This window comes from Cognatiluteimonas weifangensis (genome assembly GCF_003416885.1).
In the GTDB taxonomy this organism is placed as follows: Bacteria; Pseudomonadota; Gammaproteobacteria; order Xanthomonadales; family Xanthomonadaceae; genus Cognatiluteimonas; species Cognatiluteimonas weifangensis.
Map to the genome: position 1 here is coordinate 130416 of NZ_QVPD01000003.1, position 14017 is coordinate 144432.

Annotated in this window: 13 protein-coding genes; 11 read left to right on the plus strand and 2 right to left on the minus strand. The window is 72.0% G+C overall.

Features of this window, described 5'->3' with window-relative positions:
- Nucleotides 1–46 precede the first annotated feature (46 nt).
- The 5 genes from D0Y53_RS03950 (at nucleotide 47) to D0Y53_RS03970 (ending at nucleotide 4269) form a co-directional block, all read left to right on the plus strand.
- Nucleotides 47–661: a YkvA family protein gene (locus D0Y53_RS03950; protein WP_117201905.1), complete on the plus strand. Its 615-nt coding sequence runs from the start codon at nucleotides 47–49 to the stop codon at nucleotides 659–661.
- A gap of 142 nt (nucleotides 662–803) precedes the next feature.
- Nucleotides 804–1568, plus strand: a complete 765-nt coding sequence (locus D0Y53_RS03955; RefSeq protein ID WP_199491998.1) for a lysophospholipid acyltransferase family protein — start codon at nucleotides 804–806, stop codon at nucleotides 1566–1568.
- 212 nt (nucleotides 1569–1780) lie between these two features.
- Nucleotides 1781–2782, plus strand: coding sequence for a YheT family hydrolase (locus D0Y53_RS03960; RefSeq protein ID WP_233511650.1), 1002 nt, complete (start codon nucleotides 1781–1783; stop codon nucleotides 2780–2782).
- Between the two features lie 105 nt (nucleotides 2783–2887).
- A complete protein-coding gene (locus tag D0Y53_RS03965) occupies nucleotides 2888–3502 on the plus strand; it encodes a YbhB/YbcL family Raf kinase inhibitor-like protein (protein ID WP_117201908.1) in 615 nt (204 codons plus the stop codon).
- Nucleotides 3499–4269 (plus strand): SDR family oxidoreductase, encoded by a 771-nt coding sequence (locus D0Y53_RS03970; RefSeq protein WP_117201909.1) that lies wholly within the window; start codon nucleotides 3499–3501, stop codon nucleotides 4267–4269. Before D0Y53_RS03965 ends, D0Y53_RS03970 begins: the two co-directional genes overlap by 4 nt.
- A gap of 28 nt (nucleotides 4270–4297) precedes the next feature.
- On the opposite strand, the gene D0Y53_RS03975 is transcribed toward D0Y53_RS03970, so the two are convergent.
- A complete protein-coding gene (locus tag D0Y53_RS03975) occupies nucleotides 4298–5128 on the minus strand; it encodes an undecaprenyl-diphosphate phosphatase (protein WP_117201910.1) in 831 nt (276 codons plus the stop codon).
- A 280-nt stretch (nucleotides 5129–5408) separates the two neighbouring features.
- Between D0Y53_RS03975 and glnA the strand changes: the two genes are divergently transcribed.
- A complete protein-coding gene (gene glnA / locus D0Y53_RS03980; protein ID WP_117201911.1) occupies nucleotides 5409–6818 on the plus strand; it encodes a type I glutamate--ammonia ligase in 1410 nt (469 codons plus the stop codon).
- Nucleotides 6819–6930: 112 nt separating this feature from the next.
- Here the strand turns inward: glnA and D0Y53_RS03985 are convergent, their stop codons facing one another.
- Nucleotides 6931–8859 carry an alpha/beta hydrolase family protein gene (locus D0Y53_RS03985; protein ID WP_158550567.1) on the minus strand — a complete coding sequence of 643 codons (1929 nt, stop codon included), beginning with the start codon at nucleotides 8857–8859 and terminating at the stop codon, nucleotides 6931–6933.
- Between the two features lie 122 nt (nucleotides 8860–8981).
- Between D0Y53_RS03985 and D0Y53_RS03990 the strand changes: the two genes are divergently transcribed.
- The 5 genes from D0Y53_RS03990 to D0Y53_RS04010 all read left to right on the plus strand — a co-directional run bounded on the left by D0Y53_RS03990 (nucleotide 8982) and on the right by D0Y53_RS04010 (nucleotide 13918).
- Nucleotides 8982–9731, plus strand: a complete 750-nt coding sequence (locus tag D0Y53_RS03990) for an N-acetylmuramoyl-L-alanine amidase (RefSeq protein ID WP_233511637.1) — start codon at nucleotides 8982–8984, stop codon at nucleotides 9729–9731.
- A 67-nt stretch (nucleotides 9732–9798) separates the two neighbouring features.
- Nucleotides 9799–10848 carry a two-component system sensor histidine kinase NtrB gene (locus D0Y53_RS03995; RefSeq protein WP_117201913.1) on the plus strand — a complete coding sequence of 350 codons (1050 nt, stop codon included), beginning with the start codon at nucleotides 9799–9801 and terminating at the stop codon, nucleotides 10846–10848.
- A 241-nt stretch (nucleotides 10849–11089) separates the two neighbouring features.
- Complete coding sequence (gene ntrC, locus D0Y53_RS04000; protein WP_386724641.1) at nucleotides 11090–12670, plus strand: nitrogen regulation protein NR(I); 1581 nt, start codon at nucleotides 11090–11092, stop codon at nucleotides 12668–12670.
- Nucleotides 12671–12745: 75 nt separating this feature from the next.
- The gene (locus D0Y53_RS04005) at nucleotides 12746–13300 is read left to right on the plus strand and encodes a superoxide dismutase family protein (RefSeq protein WP_117201915.1); all 555 of its coding nucleotides are present in this window, start codon (nucleotides 12746–12748) and stop codon (nucleotides 13298–13300) included.
- A gap of 129 nt (nucleotides 13301–13429) precedes the next feature.
- A complete protein-coding gene (locus D0Y53_RS04010; RefSeq protein ID WP_117201916.1) occupies nucleotides 13430–13918 on the plus strand; it encodes a GNAT family N-acetyltransferase in 489 nt (162 codons plus the stop codon).
- Nucleotides 13919–14017: the final 99 nt, after the last annotated feature.

Here is a 14017-nt window from a genome sequence, read left to right on the forward strand (position 1 = left end):
CCGCCCTAGTCTGCGCGTCTTCCCTTCCTTTCCGCTCCGGACCGCCATGTCGATCTCGCTCAACTTCGAACTCAACGATCGCGACCTCGAGCATTTCCAGGCGGCGATGGCCGCCGCGAAGAAGGCGGCCAACGGCAAGTCGGCGCAGGAGATCGTCGACTGCGCGGCGCGACTGCTGAGCGACGCGCAGAAGGTGCAGATCCCGGACTTCATCCTGCAGCGGCTGCTGCGCCTGGACGACATGATCGCGATGGTGCGCGACGAGGCCTGGGCGCTGCCGTCGGCCGACCGCGAGCGCGTGCTGTCGGCGCTGGCGTATTTCTGCGATCCCGACGACGTGATCCCCGACAGCGTCGCGGTGCTGGGCTTCCTCGACGACGCGATCATGATCGAGCTGTCGGTGCGCGAATTGCGGCACGAGCTCGACGCCTACGACGACTTCTGCGACTTCCGCCAGAACCAGGCCCGGCACCGCGGCCTGGAGGCCGACAAGGTCGGCCACGCCGACTGGCTGGAAAGCCGCCGCGAGGAGCTGGTCGAGCGCATGCACCAGCGCCGCGAGCGCGACATGGGCGTGGGCTACGGCAGCAGCAGCGGCTACGCCTCCAGCCGCGGCAGCTACGTCCGCGCCTGGCGCCCGGGCCTGTTCAAGTTCACCTGAATCGCCGCGGTCGGTGCCGGCTGCCCGGTGCCCGCCGGTCCGCGCCGCCGTCCCGCCCGTGCGGGGCATCGATCCGTCCGCTGCATGAGTCCATGACCGTTTCCTTCCCATCGCGCGCCGGCCGGCTGCCGGCCGGCGGACGTTGAGCGTGCGCTGGTTGCGCTACGGCTACCGGCTGCCGCTGCTGCTGGGCCACCTGCTGGTCGACCTGCCGCTGGTGCTGCTGCTGTTGACGCCGCTGACTGCCGGGATCGAGCTGCGCGGCGAGCCGCTGGGCCACCGCGCGATCCGGCTGTGGCAGGGCGGGCTGATGCGGATCTTCGGCTTTCGCCTGCGCCGGGCCGGGACGCCGCTGCCGGGGCCGGCGGTGTTCGTCGCCAACCACGTCAGCTGGCTCGACATCGTGGCGCTGCACAGCCAGCGGATGATGGGGTTCGTCGCCAAGCGCGAAATCGCCGGCTGGCCGCTGGTCGGCTGGATGGCCGGCCGCGGCGAGACCATCTTCCACCAGCGCGGCAGCACCGAGTCGCTGGGCGGCGTGCTGCACGCGATGCTGGCGCGGCTGCGCGCCGGGCGTTCGGTCGGGGTGTTCCCCGAAGGCCGCACCCGCGACGGCCGCGAGGTCGGGCCGTTCCACGCACGCATCTTCCTGGCCGCGGTCGAGGCCGGGGTGCCGGTGCAGCCGGTGGCGCTGCGCTACGGCGCGGACGGGCAGGCGCAGACGCAGATCGCGTTCCGGCCCGGCGAGAGTTTCCCCGGCAACTTCCTGCGGTTGCTGGGCGAGCCGGCGCGCAGCGCCGAGGTGCACTTCCTGGAGCCGATCGCACCCGGCGCCGCCGATGGCCGCCGCCGCATCGCCGAACTGGCGCGTGCGCGGATCGTCGCGGCGATGGCGCGCCGGGACTAGGCCGCCGCGCGCCCGGGCAGCCGCACCCATGCACGGCGCGCTCATCCGCGGCGCCGTAGGATGCCGCGGTCGGAGCGGGCGGGGCTATCGGGAAGCGGCAGGGAATGGAATTCGGGACGGCGGAAGAGCGGATGGAAGCGGACGTGCAGGCGGCACCACCGCCGGCGGACGCATTGCTGCGCGCCGTGCCCGGCGCCGGCGGCGCCCGCCCGCTGCGCGCGGTCGACTACCGGCCGCCGTGGTGGCTGCGCAACGGCCATCTGCAGACCATGCTCGGCTCCAGCCCGTGGCGGCAGCGCCGCGGCCGGCGGGCGCTGGCGGCGCTGGGGACGGTGAGCAGCGTGCACGTGGTCGACGGCGGCGACGGGGTGCGCCTGCAGGGCGTGTACAGCCGGCTGCCGGGCGTCGCCCCGCGCGGCCTGGCGCTGCTGCTGCACGGCTGGGAGGGCAGCGCCGACTCCAGCTACATGTGCCTGACCGCGGCGCAGTTGCTGCAGCGCGGTTTCGCCACCTTCCGGCTCAACTTCCGCGACCATGGCGACAGCCACCACCTCAACGAGGCGCTGTTCCACTCCAACCGCATCGGCGAGGTGGTGCAGGCCGCCGGCGACATCGCCCGCCGCTTCTCCCCGGGACCGCGCGCGCCGCTGGTGGTCGCCGGCTATTCGCTGGGCGGCAACTTCGCGCTGCGTCTGGCGTTGCGCGCGCCCGCCGCGGGCCTGGCGCTGACGCGCGTGGCCGCGGTCTGCCCGGTGCTGGATCCGGCGCGGACGATGACCCACATGGAACAGGGCTGGCCCGTGTACCTGCACCATTTCGAGCGCCGCTGGCGGCGCTCGCTGCTGCGCAAGCGCGCGTTGTTTCCGCGCACCCACGACTTCGACGACCGCGTGCTGCGGCTGGGCATGCGCGAGCTGACCCGCTGGCTGGTGCAGCGGCACACCGAGTTCGCCAGTCTGGACGCGTATTTCGACGGCTATTCGATCGCCGGCGAGCGGCTGGCGGCGCTGCCGGTACCGGCCGAAATCCTGATGGCCAGCGACGATCCGGTGATCCCGCTCGACGGCTTCCGCGCGCTGGCGCTGCCGCCGCAGGTGCACCTGGAGATCGCCGGCAGCGGCGGCCATTGCGGCTTCCTGCTGGGCGCCGGGATGGACGGCTTCGCCGAGGCCTGGGTGGCCAGTCGCCTGGCGCCGCAACCCGCGCTGCAGTGATCCGCCGCCGGCATCGAGCGGCGATGCCGTGATTTCCGCAGGCGCACCGCGCGCAGTGCGCCGCGCTTCTACAATGGCGGCCTCCAACAGCGGCGAGGGGGTTCCATGCGCATCCGCAGCGACAGTTTCGAGCATCGCGGCCCGATTCCGGCGGAGTTCGCGCTCGGCGCGCGCGACGGGTTCGGCGGCAACCGCAACCCGCACCTGGCCTGGGACGCGGTGCCGGCGGGCACGCGTTCGTTCGCGCTGCTGTGCATCGACACCGACGCGCCGACCGACCCGGCCACGGTGGGTCGCGACGACCTCGAGATTCCGGTGGCCCAGCCGCGCACCGATTTCGTGCACTGGGTGGTCGCCGACATTGCCGGCGAGGTCCGCGAAATCGCCGCGGGCAGCTGCAGCGATGGCGTCACCCGCCGCGGCAAGCGCAACCCGCCCGGCCCCGCCGGCAGCCGCCAGGGCCTGAACGACTACACCGGCTGGTTCGCCGGCGACCCCGACATGGGCGGCGATTACTGCGGTTACGACGGCCCCTACCCGCCGGCCAACGACCTGCGCCCGCACCGCTACTTCTTCCGCCTGTTCGCGCTCGACGTCGAGCGCCTGGCGCTGCCCGCGCGCTTTGCCGCCGGCGACGTGTTCGCCGCGATGCACGGCCACGTGCTGGGCGAGACCGCGCTTTTCGGCACCTATTCCCTGCACCCGCGGCTGGCGGCATGAGCGCCGCCCCGCGCCGGGTCGCCCTGGTCAGCGGCGCCAGCCGCGGCATCGGTCGCGCGATCGCGCAGCAACTCGCGGCCGAGGGCTGCGCGGTGGCGCTGGTGGCGCGCTCGCGCGATGCGCTGGACACGCTCGCCGCGGAGTTCGCCGACGCCGGCCTGGCGCTGGCGGCCGACCTGCGCGAGCGCGACGCCGCGCAGCGCGTGGTCGCCGCCACGCTGCAGCGCTTCGGCCGCCTGGACGTGCTGGTCAACAACGCCGGCGCCACCCCGCGCGGCGACTTCCTCGCGTTTTCCGATGCCGACTGGGACGACGGCTTCGCGCTCAAGTTCTTCGGCGCGATGCGGCTGTGCCGCGCGGCGTGGCCGGCGCTGGCCCAGGCGCAAGGCTGCATCGTCAACATCGCCGGCATCGGCGGCCGCACCGGCAACGCCGAGTTCGCCATCGGCGGCAGCGTCAATGCCGCGCTGCTCAACCTGACCAAGGCGCTGGCCGATCGCGGCGTGCGCGAGGGCGTGCGCGTCAATGCGGTCAACCCGAGCGCGATCGCCACCGAACGCACGCAAAAGCGGATCGACCGGCTTGCCGACGAGCGCGGCATCGCGCCGGAGGCGGCCGCGGCCGAGCTGGCGCGGCAACTGCGCGTGGCCCGTTTCGGCACGCCGCAGGAAGTCGCGCGCGTGGTCGCCTTCCTCGCCTCGGCGGATGCCGGTTACGTGCAGGGCGCGATCGTGGACGTCGACGGCGGCCAGACGCGGACGCTGTGACGCGCGCCGCCACGGGCCGCACCCCGACTCAGACCGGCACCCACACCAGCAGCGCCGCGCCCAGCAGCATGCGGTAGACCGCGAACACGGTGAAGCGATGGCTCTGGATGTAGCGCAGCAGCCATTTCACCGCGACGAAGGCGGTCACCGCCGAGGCCACGAACGCTACCGCCAGCAGCCCCCAGTCCTCGCCGGCCAGGGCGTCCTTGCGGTACAGGTCGAACCATTCGTAGCCGGTGGCCGCGAACATGGTCGGGATCCCGACCAGGAACGCGAACTCGGTGGCGGCGGCGCGGTGGGTGGTGCCGAACAGCAACGCCACGAAGATCGCCGCTGCCGAGCGCGAGGTACCGGGGAACACGCCGGCGACCACCTGGGCGACGCCCACCAGCACCGCCACCGTCCAGCCGATGCGGCTGTGTTCGCCGACGCGCGCGGCGTGGCGCTCGGCGAAGTGTTCGGCCGCGAGCATCCAGACCCCGCCCAGCACCAGCGCCCAGGCCACCGGGGTCACCGATTCCGGCAGCTTCCAGCCCAGCGCCTTGACCAGCAGGCCGCCGGCCGCGGTGACGCCGAAGGCGAGCGCGAGCTTGAGGGCGTAGTCGTGGGCGTGGTGCGCGGCGGCAATGTCGGTGCGCCGCCGCCACGGATGCATGCCCAGCAGCAGCTGCCACAGGCGCTGGCGGTAGATCAGCACCACCGCGAGGATCGCGCCGGCCTGGATCGCGATGTTGAACAGGTCGCTGCGCTGCCCGAGCCAGCGCTCGGCGATCAGCAGGTGGCCGGTGCTGGAGATCGGCAGGAACTCGGTGATGCCTTCGATGATGCCCAGCAGCAAGGCAGCGAGAAACTCGGGCATGGGCAGGGCCGGATCCGGAGGGAGGGACGGGAAAGCGGGCAGCATAGCCGAAGGCGGATTCGAACCAGTCTGGTGCAGGGATGCGGGAAGATCGCACCATCATCGGGCATGCCAGCCGGAGCGGTCTCCGCGGCTCCTTGCCGATCAAGGCTTTGCGCCTGCGCCGGACCTGGCACGCTCGTTGCGTACTCAAGGCCCGACGTCGCGCCCGCCGCTGCCCCGATCCCCTTCCCCGTTGCGCCCCTTCCTGCATCCCCGCCCATCCGACCCCGGAGTTCCCATGTCCCTCGAACACGTCGAGAAACTGATCCGCGACCACAAGGTCGAGTTCGTCGACCTGCGTTTTGCCGACATGCGCGGCGTGCAGCACCACGTCACCTTCCCGCGGTCGATCGTCGACGCCACGCTGTTCGAGGACGGGCGCATGTTCGACGGCTCCTCGATCGTCGGCTGGCGCGGCATCCACCAGTCGGACATGGTGCTGCTGCCGGATCCGGACACCGCGTTCCTCGACCCGTTCACCGCCGACCCGACCCTGGTGCTGACCTGCGACATCCTCGATCCGACCACGATGCAGGCCTACGGCCGCGACCCGCGCGGCATCGCCCGGCGCGCCGAGGCCTACCTCAAGGCCAGCGGCATCGCCGAGCAGGCGTTCTTCGGCCCGGAGCCGGAATTCTTCGTGTTCGACTCGGTGCGCTACGGCAACGAGATGGGCCACACCTTCTTCCACATCGACTCGGAAGAGGCGGCGTGGAATTCCTCGCGCGAGTACGCCGGCGGCAACAGCGGCTACCGGCCGGGGGTCAAGGGCGGCTACTTCCCGGTGGCGCCGCTGGACTCGCTGCACGACCTGCGCGCGGAGATGTGCAAGACGCTGGAGCAGGTCGGCATCGAGGTCGAGGTGCACCACCACGAGGTCGCCAACGCCGGCCAGTGCGAGATCGGCACCCGCTTCAACACCCTGGTGCGCAAGGCCGACGAGCTGCTGACGATGAAGTACGTCGTCAAGAACGTCGCCCACCGCAACGGCAAGACCGCGACCTTCATGCCCAAGCCGATCGTCGGCGACAACGGCAGCGGCATGCACGTGCACCAGTCGCTGGCCCGCGGCGGCGTCAACCTGTTCACCGGCGACGGCTACGGCGGCCTGTCGCAGACCGCGCTGTGGTACATCGGCGGCATCTTCAGGCACGCGCGCGCGATCAACGCCTTCGCCAACTCGACCACCAATTCCTACAAGCGCCTGGTGCCGGGCTTCGAGGCGCCGGTGATGCTGGCCTACTCGGCGTCCAACCGCTCGGCCAGCTGCCGCATTCCGTACGTGGCCAACCCCAAGGCGCGCCGCATCGAGATCCGTTTCCCCGACCCGATGAACTCCGGCTACCTGATCTTCGCCGCGCTGATGATGGCCGGCCTGGACGGCATCCGGAACCAGATCGACCCCGGCGCACCGTCGGACAAGGACCTCTACGACCTGCCGCCGGAAGAGGAAAAGAACATCCCCACCGTCTGCCATTCGCTTGACCAGGCGCTGGAAGCGCTGGACAAGGACCGCGAGTTCCTCAAGGCCGGCGGCGTGTTCGGCGACGACTTCATCGATGCCTACATCGGCGTGAAGATGAAGGAAGTCACCGCCTTCCGCGCCGCGACCCACCCGCTCGAGTACCAGATGTACTACACGATTTGAGCGGCGACAGGCCCGCCTTCGCCGGTGGGCCTTGCTGTGCGCGGAGCCAGAAGCGGCGGCGCGGCCGTTGCCCGTTGGGGCTGCGTTGCGCCGCGCAAGTCGGGGCTTGCCCTTACCTCGAAGCGTCCGGGTTTCGAGCCGGCTCGTGGTCCGGACCGATGTTGGCGTCCAGGAACCTGAGTAGCCGGCCATAGAAGTCGATCTGGTCCTGGGCGATTGCCAGGCCATGGCCTTCGTAGGGGTACTCGACGAGCTCGGGCGAGAGCCCTTGTTTGCGCATGTTCCGCGCGAGGAGTCGGACATGCTTGTCGTCCACCCTCCCATCCAGCTTCCCGTGACCCAGCAGCACCGGTATCCGGATCGAAGCTACTTGCTGCGCGGGGGACCGGTGCGCCAATTCTTCCCGGTCCGTGCCAAGCACGCGTTCGAGGTAGTTCATGCCCAGGTCACTGCGGCGGATACTGCCCCATTTGTACATTTTCGACAGGTCTGTGGGCGCGGCGTAACTTGCCGCGCAGCGGTACAAGGCAGGTTCGCGCACGGCTCCCATCAACGCCGCATAGCCCCCGTAGCTGGCTCCATAGATGCAGATGCGCGAAACATCGGCGACTCCCTGCGACACCACCCAGCGCGTGGCGTCGGTGAGATCATCCTGCATGGCGCGCCCCCATTCCCGGTAGCCGCGCTCCACGAAATCCCGGCCGTACCCGCCGGAACCGCGGAAATTCACCCGGAGCACGGCGTAGCCACGGCTCGCAAGCAGGGTGGCCTCGGCGTCGTAACCCCAGGTGTCGATGAATTCGTAGGGCCCTCCGTGCGGGATCACCACCAGCGGCCGCGGCCCGCTGCCGGCAGGCAGCGTCAGCAGCGCGTGCAGCACCAGTCCGTCGCGTGCCACGAATTGCACGCCACGGCTGGGCGGTTTGGGCATTGATTCAAGCCACGGCCGTTTGCGTGCAATCAGACTCGCCGTGCGCGCTGTGCGGTCGAACAGATAGAACGCGCCGGGGTCGCGGTCGTTACCCACCAGGACGATGGCCAGGTTGCGGTCGGCGGACGCGCTGACGACAGTGACGATATCGCCGGGAAACGCGTTGAGGATTTGCAGGAATGCCGGTACATCGGGGTGCGCCTGGTTCCAGATCACCGCGCGTGGCCTGGTTGCGTCGTACCAGGCGCCGACCGGAGTGTTGCCATCGAAGGCGTAAATCGGCCATAGCGGATCGGACGTCTTGTCCCGGTAGATCTCGGTACGCTGGCCACTGGCGATGTCGTAGCGCTCGATTACCCCCACGCCGCTTTTGCGCTCGGTCGCCAGATACGCCTGCATGCCGGATTGGTCCACGCCAAGCGGCAGGGAGTCGATGCCCGACTCGCTGCTGTCGTTGACCAGCGTCCAGGGGGCGCGTCCATCTCGGTGAACCCAGAGCTTGCTGTCGCTCCTGTCGTCCCAGGCCACTGCGAAACGCACGTGTCCTTGCTGATCCGTCCATAACGTGGAGTGCGTATCCGGGGCGCTGATCAGCGGATCGCCGAGGCGGCTCAGGTGGCCGATTTCGGCACGATGGATCGCCGGTACGCAACCTCCATCCTCCCAGTGGCCACAGGTGCTCACCAGCAGGTGCGCGGAATCGCCGTCGATTGTGGCGACGAAGTTCGCGGGCAGCCGATACTTGGAGTTGTCGTTGCGATTGACGATATACATCGCCGGCTCCACCAGCGCGACCTGGTAGCGGGTGTCCGCGCGGTTGGCGCCGACCAGCAGGCGATCATCGTCCAGCCACTTGAGATCGCTGATCTCGCCGTGATTGCCCGGATCCACCATCCCTTGAACCAGCAATGTCGCGGTGTCGCGAATGACGACCACGGTGCCGTCATCATGGCGCTCCGCCAGCGCCAGGTGCTTGCCACCGGGCGAAATCTGGATGTTCTCCACCGCGTCTCGGCGCAGATAGTCGCTCCATACCTGTTGCGCGGAAGCGCCCGGCGCAATTGCGATGATTGCGAGACCCAGGCCGAGAACCCGCACGGTTTTCGGCATCCTTCGGCATTCGCCCATAGCGGCTCCCCCCAGAGGCCACGATGATGGCGAGAGCAATCCGCTCCCGCAAGGCGGCCCGGGACGGCTTGCAAAGTCGTCGCCCAGCCGTTGCAATGCCGGCCATGATCCAGCGAACGCTTGTCTTGCTGTCCCTGCTGCTGGCGCTCGCCGCATGCACGCATGCGCCGCCGCGCAATCCGCTGGCGCAATGGGTGCCGTCGCCGAACTTCGAGCCGCGGCGGCCGGTGCTGATCGTGCTGCACGCCACCGAGCAGGAGTCGGCGGCCGCAAGCCTGGACACGCTGCGCACCGGCAACAGCGGTGGTCCGGTCAGCGCGCATTACCTGGTCGGCGACGACGGCGCGACCTACCAGCTGGTGGCCGACGAACTGCGCGCCTGGCACGCCGGTCCGGGCCGCTGGGGCACGATCACCGACGTCAACTCCGCCTCGATCGGGATCGAGCTCGACAACGACGGCAGCGAGCCGTTTACCGATGCGCAGGTCGCGGCGCTGCTGCGGCTGCTCGAGGATTTGTGCGAACGCCTGGACATCCCGCGCACCCAGGTGATCGCGCACGCCGACATGGCGCCGACGCGCAAGCGCGATCCCGGCTTCCGCTTTCCGTGGAAGCGACTCGCCGACGCCGGTTTCGGCCTGTGGCCGCAGGCGCCGCTGGCCGAGCCGCCGCCGGGTTTCGACCCGTGGCTGGCGCTGCGGCTGCTCGGCTATCCGCTGCAGCAGGACGACAGCCCCGGCTACGCCGCTACCGTGCGCGCCTTCCGCCGCCACTTCCGCGGCGACGAGGGCGACGCGCTGGACGCCGAGGATGCGCGGATCCTGTACGCGCTGACCCGGTCCGCGTCGCCCTAGCCGGCCGCACCTGGACGGGCTGCCGGGGGCTTGCCCCGGGATGGCCGCGTTGCCCCATACTGGTGCAATGCGCGATGCGCCTGTCCTCGACACCCTGACCACACCGATCGCCTGGAGCGGCGCGGACGGGCGCGTCGCCGGCGCCAATGCCGCCTTCGCGCGCTGGCTCGGGGTCGGCGCGCGGCGCCTGCCGGGGCTGCCGCTGGCGGCGCTGGAAGCCGACGGCGAGCGCCTGGCGCAGTGGCTGGCGCAGGCGCCGGCCGCCACCGAGGCGGTACGGCTGCGGCGGCTGCCGCTGGCCTTCCCCGGCAGCACGCCGGCGCGCTTTGCCGACGTCGTGCTGTCGCCGCGCACGGACGGTGGCTGCTGGCTGGAGGCGCACCCGGTCGACGAGTTCCCCGGCGAGGACCCGGCGCAGGTGCTGCCCGGCGCGTTGTCGGCCGCGCTCAAGGGGCTGGCGCACGAGCTGCGCAATCCGCTGGCCGGACTCAAGGGCGCGGCGCAACTGCTGGCGCGCCGCGCCGATGCCCGCGGCGGCGACGCCGGGGAACGCGAACTGCTCGCGCTGCTGCAGTCCGAGGTCGAGCGCCTGGCCGCGCTGCTCGACCGCCTGCTGTCGCCGGCGCCGCCGCGGCCGCACGCGCCGCTCAACATCCACGCCGTGCTCGAGCGCGTGCTGCGCCTGGCCGAAAGCGACGCCGGCTGGGCGGTGCGCTTGCAGCGCGACTACGACCCCAGCCTGCCGGACCTGGTCGGCGACGACGACCGCCTGACCCAGGCGCTGTGGAACCTGGTGCGCAACGCGATCGAGGCCGGCGCCGCCAATGTCGTCCTGCGCACCCGCGCCGAGCACGGCGTGCGCATCGGCGAGGCCGCGCATGCGCTGGCGTTGCGGCTGGAGGTGGTCGACGACGGCCGCGGGGTGCCGGAGGCGCTGGCCGAGCAGCTGTTCCTGCCGCTGGTCAGCGGCCGCGCCGAAGGCACCGGACTGGGCCTGGCGCTGGCGCAACAGGTGGCGCGCGAGCATCGCGGCTCGCTGGCCTACCGCTCGCGCCCCGGGCACACGGTGTTCACCCTGCTGCTGCCGATGGCGATGCCCGAGGAGGAAGCGACATGATGCACGCTGCCGACTACTCCGGAAGACCGTTCGCCCCGAGCGCAGGCGCGCAGCGCCGCAGGCGAAGGGCGCCGCTCGTCCAGAGCGCAGGCACGCAGCACCGAAGTCGAAGGGTGCCGTTCGTCCCGAGCGCAGGCGCGCAGCGCCGCAGGCGCAGGATGCCGGGCGTCGTCACCACGGCGGCCCGAGCTGCCGGAAAGCCCTTCGGCTGCGACCGCCGCGCCGTCTGCGCTCGGCACGCATGGTGTTGCCGGGGCTCACGGGGCACGCCGCCATGAGTGCGCGCATCTGGATCGTCGACGACGATCGCGCGGTGCGCTTCGTGCTGGCGACCGCGCTGCGCGAGGCCGGGCACGCGGTCGAGGATTTCGAGTCCGCGCAGGCCGCGTTGGGAGCGCTGCGCACGCGCGATGCGGCCGGCCTGCCGCCGCCGGACCTGATCTTCACCGACGTGCGCATGCCCGGCGACGACGGTCTGGCGTTGCTGCAACGGCTCAAGGCCGCGCATCCGCAGCTGCCGGTGATCGTGATGTCGGCCTACACCGACATCGCCAGCACCGCCGGCGCCTTCCGCGGCGGCGCCTGGGAATTCCTGTCCAAGCCGTTCGACCTCGACGACGCGGTCGCGCTGGCGGCCCGCGCGCTGCCGGCGGCGGCGCCGGCTGCCGCGCCCGAGACGGCGATGTCCGCCGCGCCGGCGGAGGAAAGCGCCGCGCTGGTCGGCGACACCCCGGCGATGCGCACCTTGTTCCGCAGCATCGGCCGCCTGGCGCAGGCGCCCTTGGCGGTGCTGATCACCGGCGAGACCGGCACCGGCAAGGAGCTGGTGGCGCGCGCACTGCACCGCGAGTCGCCGCGCGCGCGCCAGCCGTTCATCGCGCTCAACACCGCGGCGATCCCGGCCGAGCTGCTGGAGTCGGAACTGTTCGGGCACGAGGCCGGCGCCTTCACCGGCGCCAGCAAGCGCCACGTCGGCCGTTTCGAGCAGGCCGCCGGCGGGACCCTGTTCCTCGACGAGATCGGCGACATGCCGCTGCCGCTGCAGACGCGGCTGCTGCGGGTGCTGGCCGAAGGCGAGTTCTTCCGCGTCGGCGGCCGCGAACTGATCCGGGTCGACGTGCGCGTGATCGCCGCCACCCACCAGCCGCTGGAAGCGCTGGTCGCCGCCGGCCGTTTCCGCGCCGACCTGCTGCATCGGCTCGACGTGGTGCGGCTGCAGTTGCCGCCGTTGCGCGAGCGCCGCGACGACGTGCCGCGGCTGGCCGCGCGCTTCCTCGCCGTGGCCGCGCGCAAGCTCGGCACGCCGGTCAAGCGTCTGGATGCGTCGGCGCTGCAGCGGCTGCGCGCCCACACCTGGCCCGGCAACGTGCGCGAGCTGGAGAACCTGTGCTGGCGCCTGGCCGCGCTGGCGCCGGATGCGAGCATCGGTGCCGCCGATCTCGAAGGTGCGCTCCGCGATGGCGCGCTCCACGACGGCGCGCTCCACGACGCTGCGTCCGATCGCGGGCGTCAGGACCGCGGGCTTCGCGACAGTGCATCCCGCGCTGGCGGGGCCGGTGGCGACGCGCATCCCGCTGCGCTCGCCAGCGCCGCGCCGGAGGCGGCCGACGCCTGGGAAACCGCGCTTGCGGCCTGGGCGCAGGCGCGTCTGGCCAGCGGCGCCGAGGCGCTGCATGCCGATGCCCGCGCGCGCCTGGAACGGGTGCTGTTCGACGCTGCGCTGGCGCATACCGGCGGCCACCGCGGCGCCGCCGCGGCCCGGCTCGGCCTCGGCCGCAACACCCTGACCCGGCGTCTGGGCCCCGGGCGCAAGCGGCGCTGAGCGGTGCGCCCGCCTGCGGCCCGGGCGCGCGACGGTGCAAAATCCCCCCACCCACGATCGGAAAGGAGACCCGCCATGCGTATCGCCCTCGTTGCCACCTGCGCCGCGCTCGGCCTGCTCGGGGCGTGCAGCACCACGCCGCCGCCGGCGACCGCCACGGCGCCGGCCGCCGCCAGCACCCGGCACGCGGTCGCCAACCTTGCCGCGGCCTCCGGCAGCCTGGTCAGCGGCCGGCTGACGCTGACGCCCACCGCCGGCGGCGTGCGCATCGCCGGCGACATCGGCGGCCTGGCGCCGGGCAGCAGCCACGGCTTCCACATCCACGAGACCGGCGACTGCAGCGCCGCGGACGCCTCCAGCGCCGGCGGCCATTTCAACCCGCACGCCAGCGCCCACGGCCGCGCCGGCGCCACGCCGCACCACGCCGGCGACATGGACAACATCCGCGCCGATGCCGACGGCGTGGCCCGCGTCGACGTGCAGGTCGCGGGGGTCGCGCTCGGCGACGGCAGCGACAACGACATCGCCGGCCGCGCGCTGGTGGTGCACGCCGCCGCCGACGACTACGCCTCGCAACCCGCCGGCAACGCCGGCGCGCGCATCGCCTGCGGCGTGATCGCGGTCGACTGAGGCGGCACCCGCCCGCCGCGTCCGCGCGCCGTTGCCGCCAGCCGTCCTGGCGGCGCCGGCGGGCGCGCTGGCCGCCACCGCGGCGCGGTCGTCCCGGCGACCGCGCGGATTCGCGGCTAGGATGCCCGGATGCCGCCAACTCCACGCATCCGCGACGCCGTCGCCGCCGACCTGGACCTGCTCGCGCAGTGGGCGCAGGCGATGGCGTGGGAAACCGAGCACAAGCGCCTGGATCCGGCCACGGTGCGCGCCGGCGTCGCCGCCGGCCTGGCCGATCCGGCTCGCGCGCGTTACTTCGTGGCCATGCACGATGCGCCCCTGGCCGGGCACGAGAGCGTGGGCGTGGCGGCCGGCACGCTGATGCTCACCCGCGAGTGGAGCGACTGGCGCAACGGCGACTGGTGGTGGATCCAGAGCGTGTACGTCGCGCCGGACTACCGCCGCCAGGGCGTGTTCGCCGCGCTGTACCGGCACGTCGAAGCGCAGGCGCGGGCGACGCCCGGAGTGGTCGGCCTGCGCCTGTACGTGGAGCGGCACAACGCCGCCGCGCAGCGCACCTACGCCGCGCTGGGCATGCGCGACGCCGGTTATGCGCTGTACGAGCAGCCCTTCGAATAGGCATCACTAGGCGGCTTGCGCGCGCCAGGCCCGCGCAGGAGCGGCTGCTGAGCGACGTCGGTCGCGATGCGTCACCCGGACAGTCATCGCGACTGCCGT